Source organism: Mesorhizobium sp. Root552 (genome assembly GCF_001427285.1).
Lineage (GTDB): Bacteria > Pseudomonadota > Alphaproteobacteria > Rhizobiales > Rhizobiaceae > Mesorhizobium.
In genome coordinates this window covers 72,640-88,682 of the sequence record NZ_LMFV01000004.1, presented here as the reverse complement: position 1 = coordinate 88,682, position 16,043 = coordinate 72,640, and the positions used below count along the sequence as shown (strand labels likewise).

General features: G+C 62.9%; 18 protein-coding genes. 10 read left to right on the top strand and 8 right to left on the bottom strand.

Going from position 1 to position 16,043, the window contains the following annotated elements; genetic code table 11:
* Nucleotides 1-52: 52 nt before the first annotated feature.
* The 3 genes from ASD50_RS02610 to hrcA form a co-directional block, all read right to left on the bottom strand.
* A complete protein-coding gene (locus tag ASD50_RS02610) occupies nucleotides 53-907 on the bottom strand; it encodes a PQQ-dependent sugar dehydrogenase (protein ID WP_320410593.1) in 855 nt (284 codons plus the stop codon).
* Nucleotides 908-997: 90 nt separating this feature from the next.
* Nucleotides 998-1,195 (bottom strand): hypothetical protein, encoded by a 198-nt coding sequence (locus ASD50_RS02605; RefSeq protein WP_056235622.1) that lies wholly within the window; start codon nucleotides 1,193-1,195, stop codon nucleotides 998-1,000.
* A 51-nt stretch (nucleotides 1,196-1,246) separates the two neighbouring features.
* Nucleotides 1,247-2,332: a heat-inducible transcriptional repressor HrcA gene (gene hrcA, locus ASD50_RS02600; protein WP_056235619.1), complete on the bottom strand. Its 1,086-nt coding sequence runs from the start codon at nucleotides 2,330-2,332 to the stop codon at nucleotides 1,247-1,249.
* Nucleotides 2,333-2,475: 143 nt separating this feature from the next.
* Between hrcA and rph the strand changes: the two genes are divergently transcribed.
* From rph to hemW, 4 genes are read left to right on the top strand one after another with little or no spacing between them, the layout of a single operon-like run.
* Nucleotides 2,476-3,192 carry a ribonuclease PH gene (rph, locus tag ASD50_RS02595; RefSeq protein WP_056235616.1) on the top strand — a complete coding sequence of 239 codons (717 nt, stop codon included), beginning with the start codon at nucleotides 2,476-2,478 and terminating at the stop codon, nucleotides 3,190-3,192.
* Nucleotides 3,193-3,203: 11 nt separating this feature from the next.
* Nucleotides 3,204-3,614, top strand: a complete 411-nt coding sequence (locus ASD50_RS02590) for a VOC family protein (protein ID WP_056235613.1) — start codon at nucleotides 3,204-3,206, stop codon at nucleotides 3,612-3,614.
* The gene (gene rdgB, locus ASD50_RS02585) at nucleotides 3,614-4,261 is read left to right on the top strand and encodes an RdgB/HAM1 family non-canonical purine NTP pyrophosphatase (RefSeq protein WP_056235610.1); all 648 of its coding nucleotides are present in this window, start codon (nucleotides 3,614-3,616) and stop codon (nucleotides 4,259-4,261) included. The genes ASD50_RS02590 and rdgB overlap by 1 nt, the downstream gene beginning before the upstream one ends.
* A 2-nt stretch (nucleotides 4,262-4,263) precedes the next feature.
* Nucleotides 4,264-5,421: a radical SAM family heme chaperone HemW gene (gene hemW / locus ASD50_RS02580; protein ID WP_056235607.1), complete on the top strand. Its 1,158-nt coding sequence runs from the start codon at nucleotides 4,264-4,266 to the stop codon at nucleotides 5,419-5,421.
* Nucleotides 5,422-5,432: 11 nt separating this feature from the next.
* On the opposite strand, the gene ASD50_RS24185 is transcribed toward hemW, so the two are convergent.
* Both ASD50_RS24185 and ASD50_RS02570 read right to left on the bottom strand, forming a co-directional pair.
* Nucleotides 5,433-5,624, bottom strand: a complete 192-nt coding sequence (locus ASD50_RS24185; protein ID WP_056235602.1) for a hypothetical protein — start codon at nucleotides 5,622-5,624, stop codon at nucleotides 5,433-5,435.
* Between the two features lie 7 nt (nucleotides 5,625-5,631).
* Nucleotides 5,632-5,814, bottom strand: coding sequence for a hypothetical protein (locus ASD50_RS02570; protein WP_056235599.1), 183 nt, complete (start codon nucleotides 5,812-5,814; stop codon nucleotides 5,632-5,634).
* 146 nt (nucleotides 5,815-5,960) lie between these two features.
* Here ASD50_RS02570 and rsmI point away from each other — a divergent pair, with 146 nt between their 5' ends.
* Nucleotides 5,961-6,857, top strand: coding sequence for a 16S rRNA (cytidine(1402)-2'-O)-methyltransferase (rsmI, locus tag ASD50_RS02565; protein ID WP_056235663.1), 897 nt, complete (start codon nucleotides 5,961-5,963; stop codon nucleotides 6,855-6,857).
* The gene (locus tag ASD50_RS02560) at nucleotides 6,850-7,227 is read left to right on the top strand and encodes a YraN family protein (protein ID WP_056235594.1); all 378 of its coding nucleotides are present in this window, start codon (nucleotides 6,850-6,852) and stop codon (nucleotides 7,225-7,227) included. The genes rsmI and ASD50_RS02560 overlap by 8 nt, the downstream gene beginning before the upstream one ends.
* A 125-nt stretch (nucleotides 7,228-7,352) precedes the next feature.
* Here ASD50_RS02560 and ASD50_RS02555 read toward each other — a convergent pair whose 3' ends face one another.
* Nucleotides 7,353-7,628 (bottom strand): acylphosphatase, encoded by a 276-nt coding sequence (locus ASD50_RS02555; protein ID WP_056235589.1) that lies wholly within the window; start codon nucleotides 7,626-7,628, stop codon nucleotides 7,353-7,355.
* Nucleotides 7,625-8,992 (bottom strand): cytochrome P450, encoded by a 1,368-nt coding sequence (locus ASD50_RS02550; RefSeq protein WP_056235660.1) that lies wholly within the window; start codon nucleotides 8,990-8,992, stop codon nucleotides 7,625-7,627. The genes ASD50_RS02555 and ASD50_RS02550 overlap by 4 nt, the downstream gene beginning before the upstream one ends.
* Nucleotides 8,993-9,147: 155 nt before the next feature.
* Between ASD50_RS02550 and ASD50_RS02545 the strand changes: the two genes are divergently transcribed.
* The 4 genes from ASD50_RS02545 to ASD50_RS02530 all read left to right on the top strand — a co-directional run bounded on the left by ASD50_RS02545 (nucleotide 9,148) and on the right by ASD50_RS02530 (nucleotide 14,771).
* A complete protein-coding gene (locus ASD50_RS02545; protein ID WP_056235585.1) occupies nucleotides 9,148-9,717 on the top strand; it encodes an NADPH-dependent FMN reductase in 570 nt (189 codons plus the stop codon).
* 184 nt (nucleotides 9,718-9,901) lie between these two features.
* Nucleotides 9,902-12,355, top strand: a complete 2,454-nt coding sequence (gene gyrB / locus ASD50_RS02540; RefSeq protein ID WP_056235582.1) for a DNA topoisomerase (ATP-hydrolyzing) subunit B — start codon at nucleotides 9,902-9,904, stop codon at nucleotides 12,353-12,355.
* 139 nt (nucleotides 12,356-12,494) lie between these two features.
* Nucleotides 12,495-13,553 (top strand): alpha/beta fold hydrolase, encoded by a 1,059-nt coding sequence (locus tag ASD50_RS02535; RefSeq protein ID WP_056235578.1) that lies wholly within the window; start codon nucleotides 12,495-12,497, stop codon nucleotides 13,551-13,553.
* Nucleotides 13,554-13,721: 168 nt separating this feature from the next.
* Nucleotides 13,722-14,771: a class I SAM-dependent methyltransferase gene (locus ASD50_RS02530; protein ID WP_056235657.1), complete on the top strand. Its 1,050-nt coding sequence runs from the start codon at nucleotides 13,722-13,724 to the stop codon at nucleotides 14,769-14,771.
* 76 nt (nucleotides 14,772-14,847) lie between these two features.
* Here ASD50_RS02530 and ASD50_RS02525 read toward each other — a convergent pair whose 3' ends face one another.
* Nucleotides 14,848-16,017: a serine hydrolase domain-containing protein gene (locus ASD50_RS02525; protein WP_056235573.1), complete on the bottom strand. Its 1,170-nt coding sequence runs from the start codon at nucleotides 16,015-16,017 to the stop codon at nucleotides 14,848-14,850.
* Nucleotides 16,018-16,043: the final 26 nt, after the last annotated feature.

The following is a 16,043-nucleotide window of genomic DNA, read 5'->3' as shown; positions in this document are numbered from 1 at the left end:
CGTCAATGTCCCAAAACCCGGCCTGTCCCCGCATCCATCCCCTCCCGGCAAATCACCGGGGCAGTGAATCATCCCGAGCCGTCAATGGCGAGGTTTTTCGAGGCGTCCAGTTGCGCAAGCCGGTCGCGGCGATGCGTTCGTTGCCGCCGTCCGGATCGAATGCGAGGACGGCCGCGCGGTTCTCTTCATTGCCCCATAACGCGCCCAGCGGTTGCCGTTCGGCCCAGGCTTCGATGCCACCGGAAGGCTGCTCGCCAATGCCCTCGGCAACGTTGGATGCCGAGCCTACCGACACGTAGAGGGTCTTGCCATCGGGTGAGAAAGTAATGTCGCGTGTCCAGTGCCCGCCTCCCGGCAGCCGCTTGACCACCACTTCGGCGTCGCCAGACGCTTCGAGGTCGCCTGATTTGTAGGCAAAGCGCACCACGCTGCCTGAATTGGCGACGTAGGCCCATTCCGGCTTGTCGGCAGGATAGAATGCGATGCCGTAGGGTTGCCGCAGTCCGCTGGCGAAGACCGCCTGCTCGACCGGCTTGGCGCTGCCTTCGTCGAGGCGATAGACCCTGATCTGGTTGGCGCGTGAATCGGCGACGAATATGTCTCCATTCGGCGCGATCCGCAGGGCGCGCGGATTGCGGATGCCCGAGGCTATCATTTCGGCGGCAAAGCCAGGAGGCAGCTTTGGCCCGGCATCCGGCGGCATTGCTGCCCGGTCCGCGCCATTGGACGCGGAGTCCGTTGCGAAAGGGGCTTGCAGGTCGTCAGGGACGATGAGCCGCCGCACGCCCGGCTGGTCGGCCCGCCAGTCGCCGAACGCGGCTTCTCCCTTCAGCACGCTGGCGTCTTGAGCCAAAGCTACCGTCGCTGCCAACAGGAAGGGAAGGGTCAGTGTCGCAATTTGCTTCAACCGTTGCTCCATGGGTTAGCCAAAGACGCAACGTAGGTGACCGGCCGCCGTTCCGCACCACACGTCGATGTGAACGGAGTTGAATGAAGTCTATGCGTCGCCGCCGCTGAATTCCTCGTCGAGGCGCTTTTCCAGTTCAACGAGGTCGTCCGGCAACGGCAGGCCCATGGCACGCAGTTCCCTCAGCTTTTCCCGCAACTGCTCCTGCGTTTCGTAGCGGTCCTCAGGCTGGTTGACCATCTGCTCGAGCAGCAGGCTGATCCGGGCCTTGATCTCTTCCAGTGCCATCGTTGCCTCCCTGGCCGCCAGAGCGATTGCCGCTCGGAAACGGGACTGAGCTTAGCGCAGCAATCGCGAGATGAGCTGCGCTGTATAATCGACCATCGGCACGATCCGGGCATAGTTGAGGCGCGTCGGACCAATCACGCCCAATGCGCCCACAACACGCGCATCCTTGTCGCGATAGGGGGCCACCACCAGCGACGATCCCGACAGCGAAAACAGCTTGTTTTCCGAACCGATGAAGATGCGCACCCCCGGTCCCTGTTCGGCCATGTCGAGCAACTGGATCAGCCCGTCCTGGGTTTCGAGGTCGTCGAACAGGTGCCTGAGCAGGTCGAGGTCGGCCTGCGCCGTAACGTTCTCCAGCAGGTTGGCCCGGCCGCGCACGATAAGACGGGCTGGCAGCCCAGTTTCCGAGCCGGCCCACAGTGCAAGGCCCTTTTCAACGAGATCCTGCGACAGCGTATCCAGTGCCGCCCGCGTTTCCTCCTTGATCCGCGCGATCTCGGCGCGCACCTCGGCAAGCGTGCGGCCCCGGATGTGGGCGTTGAGGAAGTTGGAGGCCTCGTGGAGTTGCGAGACGGTGACGCCGGCAGGCAGCTCGATAACCCGGTTTTCGACATCGCCATTTTGCGAGACAAGAACGGTCAGCGCCTTCGTCGGCTCAAGCTGGATGAATTCGATATGTTTCAGCGCGGCTTCGTTTTTTGCCGCCAGCACCAGCCCTGCGCCGCGCGAAACCCCCGACAGCATCTGGCTGGCTTCGGTCAGCATGTGTTCCAGCGATGCTTCCGTGCCGGAAGCCTTGATCTGCGCCTCGATGCTGCGGCGTTCCTCGTCGGACAGGTCGCCAAGCTCCATGAATGCATCGACGAAGAAGCGCAGGCCCGCTTGTGTCGGCAGGCGGCCGGCCGAGACATGAGGCGCGTAGACAAGGCCGAGATGCTCGAGGTCGCTCATCACGTTGCGGATCGTCGCCGGCGACAGCGACGACGGCAGGATGCGCGACAGGCTGCGCGAACCGACCGGCTCGCCATCCCTCAGATAGGATTCAACGATGCGCCGGAATATGTCGCGCGAACGCATGTCCAGCGACTGGATCGCTGGCGAATGCATGGTCGGATCGGCAATCGGCTTCGTCATCTGCGGTTTTCTGACCGTGGCTCCAAGCCAAGGATATAGACTTGGGTCGGCCAAGCGCAAGCGGGGCGTTTTCCTTTGCGCCCCGCTCGGCATGAGGCTACAAGCCCGCCAGGAATCCGGACAAATACGAGAAAGAGGCCCGAATGCGCCCCTCCAAACGCCAGCCAGACGAAATGCGTGCCATCTCCTTCGAGCGAGGCGTTTCCAAACACGCCGAAGGCTCTTGCCTGGTCAAGTTCGGCGACACGCACGTCTTGTGCACCGCTAGCCTTGAAGAGAGGGTGCCCGGCTGGATGCGCAATTCCGGCAAGGGCTGGGTGACGGCTGAATACGGCATGCTGCCGCGTTCGACCGGCGATCGCATGCGCCGCGAGGCTTCCGCCGGCAAGCAGGGTGGCCGCACGTTGGAAATCCAGCGCCTCATCGGCCGCTCGCTGCGCGCCGTGGTCGATCTTCAGGCGTTGGGTGAACAGCAGATCACCGTCGATTGCGATGTCCTTCAGGCCGATGGCGGCACGCGCACCGCCTCGATCACCGGCGGCTGGGTGGCTCTCTACGATTGCCTGCGCTGGATGGAAGCGCGCCAGATGGCAAGCGTACAGCGCGTGCTGAAGGATCATGTGGCCGCCATTTCCTGCGGCATCCATGATGGCCAGCCGGTCATCGACCTGGACTACCTGGAAGATTCCTCGGCCGGCACCGACGCCAATTTCGTCATGACCGGCAAGGGCGGCATCGTCGAGATTCAAGGCACTGCGGAAGGCGAGCCGTTCTCGGAAGCGCAGTTCACCGAGCTTATGGTGCTTGCCAAGAAGGGCATTGCGCGTCTCGTCAGCCTGCAGCAGATGGCGGTGGCCTAAGGCGTCTCGTGATGACCCCTTCCGCCATCCTTGAATCGGCTCTCTACGTCACCGATCTCGACGCGGCGGAAGCCTTCTATGGCGGCATCCTTGGCCTTGAACGCATTGCCAAGGTCGGGGGCAGGCATGTCTTCTTTCGTTGTGGCGCCGGTGTGCTTTTGCTGTTCAACGCAGAGGCGACGAAAGTCCCTCCGCCCCCCGGCGCCCGCTTGCCGGTACCGCCGCACGGAACGGTCGGCAAAGGGCATCTGTGCTTTGCCGCGAGTGCCGAGGAGATCGAGAGCTGGCGCGCGCGCCTGACCGATTTGGGAGTGAAAATAGAGGCCGATTTTCACTGGCCGTCGGGCGGCCGTTCGATCTATTTCCGTGACCCATCCGGCAACTCGCTGGAATTTGCCGAACCGAAAATCTGGAATCTGTGATGCATAAACTGGATAGCCGCAGGATTGTCATTGCCAGCCACAACGCTGGCAAACTGCGCGAATTCGCCGACCTTATGGGTCCGTTCGGCTTCGAGGCAAAATCCGCCAAGGAATACGGCCTGCCCGAGCCGGACGAAACCGGCGCCACTTTCGAGGAAAACGCCTACATCAAGGCTTTCGCAGCCGCCAAGGCTACCGATCTGCCGGCGCTTTCCGATGATTCCGGCCTGTGCGTCGATGCGCTTGACGGCGCGCCCGGTGTCTATACCGCTAATTGGGCCGAACTGCCCGATGGCAGCCGCGACTTCGCCATGGCCATGCAGCGCACGGAAGTGGCGATGCAGGAGGTTGGTGCGAAAGAACCGGCACAGCGCACCGGCCGTTTCGTTGCCGTGATTTGCCTCGCCTTTCCCGACGGGCAGGCAGAATATTACCGTGGCGAGGTCGAAGGCGCTCTGGTGTGGCCGCCGCGCGGAGAACTCGGTTTCGGCTATGATCCGGTGTTCCTGCCGAACGGCTTCGACAAGACCTTCGGCGAGATGAAGGCCGAGGAAAAACACGGCTGGAAACCGGGGCAGGCGACGGCGCTGTCACACCGCGCCCGCGCCTTCCAGAAATTCGCGCAAGCGAGGTTGGACGTCGCCTGATCATGCAGCTCGACCGCTCACCCGGTTTCGGGGTTTACATCCACTGGCCGTTCTGCGCGGCCAAATGCCCTTATTGCGATTTCAACAGCCATGTCCGCCATCAGCCGGTGGATCAGGAACGCTTTGCCAAGGCATTCGCAACCGAGCTTGCCACCATGCGCGCCCGCACGGGCCCGCGCGAGGTCACCTCCATCTTCATCGGTGGCGGTACGCCTTCGCTGATGAAGCCGGAAACGGTCGGCGCGGTTCTGGATGCGGTTGCGAAAAACTGGACTGTGCCGGCCGGTATCGAGGTGACGCTGGAAGCCAACCCGTCCTCGGTTGAGGCCGAGCGCTTTCGCGGCTACCGCGCCGCCGGCGTCAACCGCGTTTCCCTCGGCGTGCAGGCGCTGAACGATGCCGACCTGCGCTTTCTCGGCCGGCTGCACAATGTCGAGGAAGCCTTGCACGCCATTGGCCTGGCCCGCGAGATCTTCCCGCGCCTGTCGTTCGACCTGATCTACGCTCGGCCCAACCAGACCCCGGAGGCCTGGGCGGCTGAACTGGAAGAAGCGATCGGCCACGCCGCCGACCATCTGTCGCTCTACCAGCTTACCATCGAGGACGGCACGCCCTTCTCCAAGCTCCATGCGGCGCACAAGTTCGAGATTCCCGATCCCGATCATGCTGCCGACCTCTACGCCGTCACCCAGGAAATCACCGCTGCGCACGGTCTGCCGGCCTATGAGATTTCCAACCATGCCCGACCCGGAGCGGAAAGCCGCCACAACCTGACCTACTGGCGCTATGGCGAATATGTCGGCGTCGGCCCGGGCGCGCACGGGCGCTTTGTGGAAAATGGCACACGCATCGTCACCATTGCCGAGAAGATGCCGGAAAGCTGGGCCGATCTGGTCGAACGCAAGGGTCATGGCATCGTCGACGGCGAGGTGCTGAGCCGGTCCGAAGAGGCCGATGAATTCCTGCTGATGGGCCTGCGCCTCGTCGAAGGCATCGATCTGGAGCGCTACGAACGCCTGTCCGGTCGCGGCCTGTCCTCGTCGCGGTTGTCTATCCTGCAGGAAGAGGGGCTTGTCTCGTCCATCGGCAATTCCCGCCTGCGCGCCACGCCGTCCGGCATGATCGTGCTCGACGCACTGGTGGCCGATCTCGCGCGGTAGCGGGGTCGCGCTCAGGCGTTGTGCTTGTTGCGGTGTTTGACGTTGTTTTTATCGGAGAACGCCTCGGCGGCGCGAACTGGCTTGGCGTCGGCCTTATTGCTGTTGGCGCCGTACTTGTTGCCTGCCGGGTGCGGAGGTGGGGCGTCGCTTCGGGCGCTCTTGGTTTCGATCCGCGACATGAATACGTCGAAGCGGTTGGGCATTGGTCGGTCAGCGCTCCATTGCTTTGCCGGGCTTGCCGGCACGTTTGGCCTCTAGCCGTTGCTTGTAAGCCACCCGTAACTGCTTGAGATTGTTGATGCCGTTGCCGCCCGAGCTCTTGCGGTCGGAGGCAAAGCGCTTGCGCCCGGCATAATAGGGCTCGAAAGCGTCCTGGATTTTCAAGCTATCCATCGTGTCCTCCTAGGGAATCGATGTCTAAATCCATGGTCGCCGGTTTCGTTCCGCACTATGGCAAAGACATGGCGAAGGAGAGGGAAAGCTGTGGGTTTTGCAACGAAGGCCAAGCCGTGCCAAACAGGGGCCGGCGAGGGTTTGAAATGGCCAGCGAAACAAGAAAACACAGCTATCTGATCGGCTCGACCGAAGTCCCGGCCCGACCCCTGCAGCCGGCGCTGTACCTCGTCGCCACGCCCATCGGCAATCTGGCCGACATCACTTTGCGCGCATTGGAAACGCTCGCCGCTGCCGACATTGTTGCTTGCGAGGATACCCGCGTTTCGCGCGTCCTGCTCGAGCGCTACGGCATCCGGCGGCGCACCACCGCCTATCACGAGCACAATGCCGCTGAAGCCGGTCCGAGGCTGATCGAGGCGCTTGAAGCCGGCCAAAGCGTGGCGCTGATCTCCGATGCCGGCACGCCTCTGGTTTCCGATCCCGGCTACCGGCTGGTCGGCGAGGCGCTGGAGCGCGGCTTGCAGGTGGTGCCCATTCCCGGCCCGTCGGCGGCGCTTGCAGCGCTTACGGCTTCCGGGCTGCCGTCCGACGCCTTCCTGTTTGCGGGCTTTCTGCCGGTAAAGGCGGGCCAGAAGCGCACGCGCCTTGAAGAACTGAGGGCTGTGCCGGCAACGCTGATCTTTTTCGAATCGCCACGCCGTCTGGCTGAAACGCTGGCCACGATGGCGGAAACCCTGGGCGGTACGCGCAAGGCTGCCATCGGCCGCGAACTTACCAAGGCGTTCGAGGAAATGCGGCTTGGCTCGCTTCGTGAGCTTTCCGAATACTACGGCCAGGCCGATACGCCCAAGGGCGAGATTGTCGTTTGTGTCGGCCCGCCGGATACCAAAACCCAAGCGCCTGCCGACATTGACAGCCTGCTCCTGTCGCTTGCCGACGAATTGCCAGCTTCCAAAGCCGCTGCCGAGGCGGCGAAGATGACGGGAGCCAGCAAGCAGGATCTCTATCGCCGCCTGCTGGAACTGAAAGCGAATGCCTGACACAGGAACTGCGGGCCGCCGCAAGGCCTATCGGCGTGGCCATCATGGCGAATGGCTGGCAGCGCTCGCGCTGATGCTGAAGGGCTATCGCATCCTTGCCCGCCGCTACCGCACCAGGCTGGGCGAGATCGACCTCATTGCCCGGCGCGGTGATCTTGTCCTTATCGTCGAGGTCAAGGCGCGGCGTTCGCTGATCGAAGCCATGGAAGCCATCGCCCGCGAATCCGAACGCCGCATCGAAGGGGCAGCCGACCTGTGGCTCGTGCGCCAGCCCGACTATGGCAGGCTGTCCGTCCGCTTCGACATGGTGGCGGTGCTGCCCCGGCGCTGGCCCGTGCATGTCGAGAATATTTTCCAGGGCAGGAATTGACCCGAAGGTCCCGGCAACCGTTCTGAAACGGCCGTTTGCCGACTTGAAACCGTCGCCGCTCGTTGTCGGCGAAGCCGACATCCATTTTGCCGGCGCCGATGCATTTCGTTAAAGGATGGACCGCCTTAGCCGCTGATGCGGAACCCGGCCGGCACGTCCGCGATGTCCGCTGCCTCGGCCCTGACATCGGCCACAACCGCGCCGCTCGGGCCTTCCCAAAACCGTTCCAGCATCATCGCAACCGCACCGTCGGACCCCGCTATGAGTGCCTGGACCGAGCCGTCCGGCTCGTTGCGCACCCAGCCCTTGAGCCCAAGCCGCTCGGCTTCCTCTCGTGCCCAGAAGCGGAAGCTTACACCTTGCACGCGCCCGCTTATGCGCACCGTTGCTGCGCGTGTCATCGCCGTGTTACCCGCATTGGCAGGCCTCCTTGCGGCTGCGTGGTCAGTTTCTGCACCGGCCACGGGTTTGTTTCGGCCACCGTCTCGAAACGGAAGCGCGACAGAAGGATGGCAAGCGCGATAATCGCCTCTTGCATGGCGAAGGACGCGCCGATGCACACGCGCGGCCCGGCGCCGAACGGCAGGTACTGGTACCGGTCGATCTTGTCGCGGTTGCCGGGATGGAAGCGCTCGGGCAGGAACGTGTCGGGCTGGTCCCACAGCTTGCGGTGGCGGTGCACCACCCACGGCATCACCAGGACGGCGGCCTTCGGCGGAATGTAGAGGCCCTTGTAGGTTTCCGGCTCGATCGGTTCGCGGTTGATGGAAGGGGCGGGCGGATAGAGCCTGAGTGCTTCGTCAAAGGCCGCACGTGTCAGCGGCATGGCTTCCAGCCATTTCACCGGGTCGGGCTCACGGCTCAGGACCGCATCGATTTCCTGTTCGATCCGCTCGCGTTCCCACGGCGCTTCGGCAAGGCAATAGATTGTCCAGCCGAGAGCGCGCGCCGTCGTCTCATGGCCAGCGCCGATGAAAGTGATGATGTTGTCTTCGATCTCGGCTCGTGTCAGCCCGTCCGGTCCTTCGGCGCGCAGAAGCAGCGTCAGGAAATCCTGCGGTGCACCGTCCGGATCGCGCTTCAAGCGCTCTTCGCGCATAGACACCGTGTCGGTGACGATCTTGCGGAAATAGGCCATGGTCTTTCGCCCGCGAATGCGGGTCAGGCGCGGCAGCCAGTCCGGCGCGCGCAACAGGTCGAGCGGATCGACCCGGCCCATCGTCTCGAACAAATGGTCGATCTCCTTGGCGAAGCTGCCCGGTTCGCCCGCGATCTCGCCGGAAAACAGCGTTTCGGCGAGTATGTCATAGGTCAGCATCGTCATGTCGTGCGCAATGTCCGAAACCGCGCCGTCCTCGTAGCGTTCGACGAATTCGATCGTCCGCTTCAGCATCGGGGCGGCGAAGCCGAAGATGTTGCGCGGCGTGAATACCGGCGCCATCGCCTTGCGCGAACGCTTCCAGACATCGCCCTCGGCGGTCAAAAGCCCGTCGCGTAGGATCGGGCGCAGGATTTTCTGGCGCACCGTCGCCATCTTGTAGTTCTTGGCATTGTCCACCAGCACGTGCCGGATCAGGCCGGGATCGTTGGCGATCACCAATGGCCCGCCGACGCCGGTCACCGAGATCCACGGCTCGTTGTAGGAAGGCTCGCCCCACAATTCGAGTGGATTGCGGTAGACGATGCGGATCATCTCCAGCGTCGAAGGCGGCTTGGTGCGCGGCTTAGGGGCCGGCGGCACGAATGGGGCAGGTTGTGCGTCCATTGTCTGCTCTCTTGAAAGCGGAATGTAGGTGCCGACGGGCAAAGCGTCCATAGCAGCGGGGCACTTGCGGTTACCGAAAGGTGCCTTCTTGCCTGCCCTGCGGTTGGGCCCTATCTCGCGGTCACCACAGGATACCGCATTGAAAGGACTGAACCTTGAAGCATCGCCTCGCCATCATCATCGGGTCGACCCGCCCCGGCCGCGCCGGCCCCGTTTTCGCCGAATGGCTGGAGGCGTTTGCGCGCAAAAACGGCAAGTTCGAGCCGGTCCTCACCGATCTCGCGGAGTTTGATCTACCTTTGCTGGACGAGCCGCACCACCCACGGCTTGGCAAATACGAGAAGGAACACACCAAGGCCTGGTCGAAGGCTGTCGATGCCGCCGATGCCTTCGTCTTCGTCACGCCGGAATATAACTACTACGCCGCCCCGGCCATCGTGAACGCGGTCGATTACCTCTCGCGCGAATGGCAGTACAAGCCGGCTGCTTTCTTCAGCTATGGCGGCGTGTCCGGCGGTCTGCGCGCGGTGCAGGCGGTGAAGCCGCTGCTCACCACCGTCAAGATCATGCCGATCCCCGAAGCGGTCGCTATCCCGATGTACCAGAAAAGCCTCGACGAAGACGGTGTTTTCCAGCCTTCCGAGCAGGTGACAACGGGCGCGGAAACCATGCTGAACGAGTTGCATCGCTGGAGCCTCGCGCTGAAGCCGATGCGCGCCGGCTAGCCTGTCTCCGCAAGCGTTGCCGGTCTTGCTTTCTCCAGCCGCTGCCCGCTTGGCGTCACCTGTGGTCAAATGCCCGGAAAGCTTGGAAAATCGCCTCTGAACGCCTATATCTTGGTGCATCAGACAGTGCGATTCGAGGCGTGTTTTTCGCGCCTCCCGTGCAGCTTCGAGAAAACAGGTTTTCATGAGCGATCAGCCCGAAAACGACAACGGCGCGCAGGCCGAATACGGTGCCGATTCCATCAAGGTTTTGAAGGGGTTGGACGCCGTTCGCAAGCGGCCGGGCATGTATATCGGTGATACCGACGACGGCTCGGGCCTGCACCACATGGTCTACGAGGTCGTCGATAACGCCATCGACGAAGCGCTGGCCGGCCACGCCACGCTGGTTACGGTCACGCTTAATCCCGATGGTTCGTGCACCGTGACCGACAATGGGCGCGGCATTCCGACCGATATCCACAGCGGAGAAGGCATCTCGGCAGCCGAGGTCATCATGACCCAGCTTCATGCCGGCGGAAAGTTCGACCAGAATTCATACAAGGTTTCCGGCGGCCTGCATGGCGTCGGCGTTTCCGTCGTCAATGCGCTTTCGGTCTGGCTAAGGCTCAAGATTCGCCGCAAGGGCAGGGTTCATGAGATGAGCTTCACCCACGGCGTGGCCGACGCGCCGTTGAAGGAAACCGGCGATGCGGGTGACGAAACCGGCACCGAAGTGTCCTTCATGCCGTCGCCGGACACCTTCACCATGGTCGAGTTCGACTATGCCACGCTCGAGCATCGCCTGCGCGAACTCGCCTTCCTGAATTCCGGCGTGCGCGTTGTTCTCACCGACAAGCGCCATGCCGATATCGTACAGCAGGAGCTGCACTATGACGGCGGCCTGGAAGAGTTCGTGAAGTATCTCGACAAGGCCAAGAAACCGCTGATCGACAAGCCCATCGCCATCCGCGCCGAGCGCGACGGCATCACCGTCGAGGTGGCGATGTGGTGGAACGACAGCTACCACGAGAACGTGCTGGCCTTCACCAACAACATCCCTCAACGCGACGGTGGCACCCATCTCGCCGGCTTCCGCGGCGCACTGACCAGGCAGGTCACCGGCTATGGCGACAGTTCCGGCCTGACCAAGAAGGAAAAAGTCAGCCTGATCGGTGATGATTGTCGTGAAGGGCTGACGGCGGTGCTTTCGGTGAAGGTGCCCGATCCGAAATTCTCCTCTCAGACCAAGGACAAGCTGGTTTCATCGGAAGTCCGTCCGGTGGTCGAAGGTCTCGTCAACGAGGCTCTCGGAACCTGGCTCGAGGAACATCCGACCGACGGCAAGGTGGTGATCGAGAAGGTCATCCAGGCGGCTGCGGCCCGCGAGGCGGCGCGCAAGGCGCGCGACATCACCCGCAAGAGCACGCTGGGCGTCACATCTTTGCCGGGCAAGCTGGCCGATTGCCAGGAGAAGGACCCGGCCAAGTCCGAACTGTTCATCGTCGAGGGTGACTCCGCCGGTGGCTCGGCCAAGGGCGGGCGCTCGCGCCAGAACCAGGCCATTCTCCCGCTGCGCGGCAAGATCCTCAATGTCGAGCGCGCGCGCTTCGACCGCATGCTGTCATCCGACATGATCGGCACGCTGATCACCGCGCTCGGCACGTCCATCGGCAAGGACGAGGTCAACGGCTTCAACATCGAAAAGCTGCGCTACCACAAGATCATCCTGATGACCGACGCCGACGTCGACGGCGCGCACATCAGGACGCTGCTGCTCACCTTCTTCTTCCGGCAGATGCCTGAGCTGATCGAGCGCGGTTATCTCTATATCGCCCAGCCGCCGCTCTACAAAGTCTCGCGCGGCAAGAGCTCGCAATACCTGAAGGACGAAAGCGCCTTTGAGGAATATCTGATCGGCACCGGACTTGAGGAAGCGGCGTTGACGCTGGGCTCCGGCGAGGTGCGGACCGGACAGGACCTGCGCGCGGCCGTGGATGACGCGCTGGCTGTCCGCCAGTTGCTCAACGGCCTGCACACCCGCTACAGCCGCCCTGTCGTCGAGCAGGCGGCCATCGCCGGCGGCCTCAACCCGGAGCTCTTTGCCGACCTTGGCACCGCCAACGCCATGGCTGAGCGCATCGCCGAGCGGCTGGACATCATTGCCGAGGACACCGAGCGCGGCTGGAAGGGTTCGACTTCCCGGTCCAACGACGGTTCGGGGGGCTATGTTTTCGAGCGCACCGTGCGTGGCGTCCGGGAATACGTTCCTCTCGACATGGGGCTGGTGAATTCGGCCGATGCACGTCAGCTCGACCGTTTCGCCTCGCGCCTCAGCGAGGTGTACGGCCATCCGCCGGTATTGCGCCGCAAGGAATCGAGCGAAACGATTTCCGGTCCGCTTGCCTTGCTCAATGCGGTGTTCGCGACCGGCCGCAAGGGCCTCACCATGCAGCGCTACAAGGGCTTGGGCGAGATGAACGCCGAGCAGCTTTGGGAAACCACGCTCGACCCCAATGTGCGTTCGCTGCTGAGGGTCAGGGTCAACGATGCCGCCGGGGCGGATTCGCTGTTCTCGCGCCTTATGGGCGACGAGGTCGAACCGCGCCGCGAATTCATCCAGGACAACGCGCTCTCGGTTGCCAATCTCGACATCTGATGGCGAGCGTTTCCGGTATGTCGGCCTGAGCTTCGGCATCCTTGGCCAGGTGTGCCGGGCGGTCTGGCCGCCCGGCGCTGTTCAGCCCGCCTGATGCGCCGCCCTGTCGCGCTGGTCGTTATTGCGATATCCTCGCGCGATGAAACTCAGCCAGCGCATAGGGTTCTGCACCTCTGCGGACGGCACGCGCATCGCCGTCGCTTCCTGCGGGGAGGGAGAGGTGATCCTGCGCGCGGCGCATTGGCTGAGCCATGTCGACTACGATCTCGAAAGTCCGGTGTGGCGGCCGTGGCTGTATGCGCTTTCGGCAGGAAACCGGTTTGTGCGCTACGATCCACGCGGTTGCGGCTTGTCCGATCGACACGTCGTCGACTTGTCCATTGACGCGTGGCATGCCGATCTGGCCGCTGTTGCGGCCTCCATCGAGGAACCTCGCTTCGTCCTCCTCGGGCTTTCGCAGGGCGGCGCTCTCGCCATCTCCTACGCGCTGAGACATCCCGAGCGGGTGTCGCATCTTGTGCTCCTCAACGCCTACGGCAGGGGCGGTCGGGCCAGGGCGCAGACGGATGCCGAACGGCTCGAAGCGGAGACCCTCGTCAACTTCGTTCGCATCGGTTGGGGGCGTGAAAATCCGGCATTCTGCCAGTTCTTCACCAACCTTTTCATACCGGGCGGTACTGCCGAGCAGCATCGCTGGTGGGGAGATCTCGAGCGGGTGACGGCGACCGCCGAGGTTGCCGCGCAATTGCTTTGGCAGATGCAGGGCATTGATGTGATGGACCTTGCCGCCAAGCTGCAGGTGCCGACGCTGATAGCTCACAGTCGAGGCGATATGCGGGTGCCGTTCGATGAAGGTTGCAGGCTGGCCGCTGCCATCCCCGGCTCGCGCTTTGTTCCGCTTGAGAGCAAGAACCATGTGCTTTTGCCGGGTGAACCTGCATGGACGACCTTCCACGCCGAACTCGCGGGTTTTCTCGGGCAGGATAGATCCGCGCAGCCGCGTGCGGTCCGCGACGCTGGCCTGACATCCGCTGAGGCCGCGCTTCTTGAGCTTGTTGCGGAGGGCCTCGACAACCGTGCAATCGCAGAGCGTCTTGGCAAGAGCGTGAAGACGGTGCGCAACCAACTGTCGGTGATCTTTTCCAAGCTTGGTGTGCACAGCCGTTCCCAGGCGATCGTCATGACGCTGTCCAAATAGCGTCCTCGACTTATCTGCTGTCCCGCAAGGCGTGACTGGGACATCTGTCCCCTCTGTAGCGAAGGTTTTGTGGCGTCGCAGGACTGTCGCCTCATGGCCGCAACCGCGGCGGGTCGCATCCTCGTGTGGAGGCGGCACAACGCCGTCCGGACACCAGGAGGAAACACCATGGCACAGGTTGACGAAACCAGGCTCAATGAACTGGTGGGTCGCGTACTTGGAGACCTTGGCGGGGCGGTCAGTGTGCCGTTGGTACGCATCGGCGATTCGCTCGGCCTCTATGCCGCTCTGAAGCGCAGCGGACCCGCGACGGCGGAGGAACTTGCCAACGGTACAGGATGCGCCCCCCGCTATGTGCGCGAATGGTTGTCGGCCCAAGTGGCCTCCGGCTACATTCACCATGAAAAAGGGCGGTTCTCGCTGACGCCGGAGCAGTCATTCGTGTTTGCTGAACCCGACAGCCCGGTCAATCTGATCGGCGCTTTCGACACCGCTGCCGCAATGGTGGAAAACCAGCCGAAGGTGCAGGCATCCTTCAAGACCGGCAAAGGTGTCGCCTGGGGAGACCAGGCAGGCTGCCTGTTCTGCGCCGTCGCGCGGCTGTTTCGTCCTGGCTACGTGAATGCGCTGGTGCAGGAATGGCTTCCAGCCCTTGAGGGCGTGACCGACAAGCTGAAGGCGGGCGCGAATGTTGCCGATGTCGGATGCGGGCATGGTGTGTCCACCATCCTGATGGCGCAGGCGTTTCCCCGGTCGCGCTTTACCGGCTACGATTTCCACCCCGCCTCGATTGCAGCCGCAACTGCGCACGCCCGGGCGCATGGGGTGGAAAACCTGCAATTCGAAGTCGGTCGGGCGCAGGATTTTGCCGGACGTGAGTTCGACCTGATCACCTGCTTCGATTGCCTGCACGACATGGGCGATCCCAAAGCCGCGGCGGCGCATATCAGAAAGGCGCTGAAGGACGACGGTACATGGATGGTGGTGGAGCCGATGGCCGGTGACGCCCTGGAGGACAACATCAATCCCGTCGGACGCCTGTATTATTCGGCATCGACGATGATCTGCGTGCCAACATCGCTAGCGCAGGAAACCGGTCTCGCGCTCGGTGCGCAGGCGGGAGAGAAACGGTTGACCGAAGTGATCCGGTCAGGCGGCTTTCGCAAGGTTCGAAGGGCCGCCGAGACCCCGCTCAACATGGTGCTCGAAGGGACCTGAGCGCAATAATGGCGACGATGCGGGAGGACCGGACCGCTCATTCGTTGCGGTCTTGTCCCCTGTTGGATCGAACCACTCACACCATCGCGGCAAGAGCCTGGAAAAAGGAGACGCATTCGATATCGAGCGGATCATCGACCGGTTCGGGCTGCGATGACATCTTGACGATCACCGTCCCGGCCGATGGGTCGACATAGAGCCATTGGCCGTGGATGCCGATGCCGCAGAAGCTACCGTCTCCGGGCTGATACCACTTGTTCCGGTAGCGACCTTGGGGGAACAGGTGAACCATCGCACCTTTCTGCCACACCTCCGCACTGCCGGCATTTGTCGTGTCGCGAACCCAGCTTTCCGGAACGACGCGGCGTCCGTTGGCCATGCCGCCCTGGCGCATCATCTCGCCGACGCGGGCAAGATCGCGCGCCGTGACCGACATTCCGCCGGCTGTGCGCGCCGCGCCTTCCATATCGACCGTGATCGAGGCCTCGTTTTTTGCGCCGAGCGGCTGCCACAGCTTTTCGCTCAACAGATCGGGAATGCGCCGCCCGGTGGCGCGTTCGATGACGATGCCGAGCAGGTCTGAATTGGGCGAGCGATAGCGGAAGGTCTCGCCGTGGTCCTCGTCAAGCCGGGGCAGTGTCATCAGGAACGACGCGAGGCTTTCCGCGCCTCCTCCCGGATTCCACAAAGTGGCCTTGCGATAGCGGCCATAGGCGCTGTCGGGGTCGGTATAGGCTTCGTCGATGTCGATGCTGACCACCATGTCGAGCACATGGCGCACGGTCGCGTCGCCGTAAGCTGAGCCCGCTGCCTCTGGTACGTAGCGCGCCACCGGCGCTTCAGGGTCGAGCAGGGCTTCACCTTCCACGATGCCTGCCAATATAGCGGTCAGTGACTTGCTGATTGAGAAGATGATATGGCGCGCACCCTGTTGCATATTTGGTGCAGCCCAATCTCCAACGATCCTGCCGTCTTTCATCACCGTCAGCGCGTCGGTGTAGGAGCGCACAAGGAAATCGGCGACCGTTTCCTGCTTCGACCCCAGCGGCACCTTCTCGCTGAGAAGGCCGCTCATGTCCTGCATTGGTATTTCGTTGCCGTTCACGGCAGGGATCGGGGCGCTGGGCACCAATTCGCCGACGTTCTGGAACGACCACTTGTTGAATGGATAGGTTCGCCAGTTGGCCAGCGTAACCTCGTCACGGCGAAAGCCGAATTGCGTCTCGAACGCCGTAGTCTGCTGCATTTTTCGTGTTTGCTCCAGCTTGGGGC

Bases quoted from the DNA above. Each gene is read 5' to 3' on its own strand.
- rsmI (WP_056235663.1), top strand. From the start codon at position 5,961: ATGGCCAGCGAAACAAGAAAACACAGCTATCTGATCGGCTCGACCGAA.
- ASD50_RS02590 (WP_056235613.1), top strand. From the start codon at position 3,204: ATGACCCCTTCCGCCATCCTTGAATCGGCTCTCTACGTCACCGATCTC.
- ASD50_RS02550 (WP_056235660.1), bottom strand. From the start codon at position 8,992: ATGGACGCACAACCTGCCCCATTCGTGCCGCCGGCCCCTAAGCCGCGC.
- ASD50_RS02570 (WP_056235599.1), bottom strand. From the start codon at position 5,814: ATGGATAGCTTGAAAATCCAGGACGCTTTCGAGCCCTATTATGCCGGG.
- hemW (WP_056235607.1), top strand. From the start codon at position 4,264: ATGCAGCTCGACCGCTCACCCGGTTTCGGGGTTTACATCCACTGGCCG.
- hrcA (WP_056235619.1), bottom strand. From the start codon at position 2,332: ATGACGAAGCCGATTGCCGATCCGACCATGCATTCGCCAGCGATCCAG.
- rdgB (WP_056235610.1), top strand. From the start codon at position 3,614: ATGCATAAACTGGATAGCCGCAGGATTGTCATTGCCAGCCACAACGCT.
- ASD50_RS24185 (WP_056235602.1), bottom strand. From the start codon at position 5,624: ATGCCCAACCGCTTCGACGTATTCATGTCGCGGATCGAAACCAAGAGC.
- ASD50_RS02535 (WP_056235578.1), top strand. From the start codon at position 12,495: ATGAAACTCAGCCAGCGCATAGGGTTCTGCACCTCTGCGGACGGCACG.
- ASD50_RS02560 (WP_056235594.1), top strand. From the start codon at position 6,850: ATGCCTGACACAGGAACTGCGGGCCGCCGCAAGGCCTATCGGCGTGGC.
- ASD50_RS02530 (WP_056235657.1), top strand. From the start codon at position 13,722: ATGGCACAGGTTGACGAAACCAGGCTCAATGAACTGGTGGGTCGCGTA.
- gyrB (WP_056235582.1), top strand. From the start codon at position 9,902: ATGAGCGATCAGCCCGAAAACGACAACGGCGCGCAGGCCGAATACGGT.
- ASD50_RS02605 (WP_056235622.1), bottom strand. From the start codon at position 1,195: ATGGCACTGGAAGAGATCAAGGCCCGGATCAGCCTGCTGCTCGAGCAG.
- ASD50_RS02555 (WP_056235589.1), bottom strand. From the start codon at position 7,628: ATGACACGCGCAGCAACGGTGCGCATAAGCGGGCGCGTGCAAGGTGTA.
- ASD50_RS02525 (WP_056235573.1), bottom strand. From the start codon at position 16,017: ATGCAGCAGACTACGGCGTTCGAGACGCAATTCGGCTTTCGCCGTGAC.
- rph (WP_056235616.1), top strand. From the start codon at position 2,476: ATGCGCCCCTCCAAACGCCAGCCAGACGAAATGCGTGCCATCTCCTTC.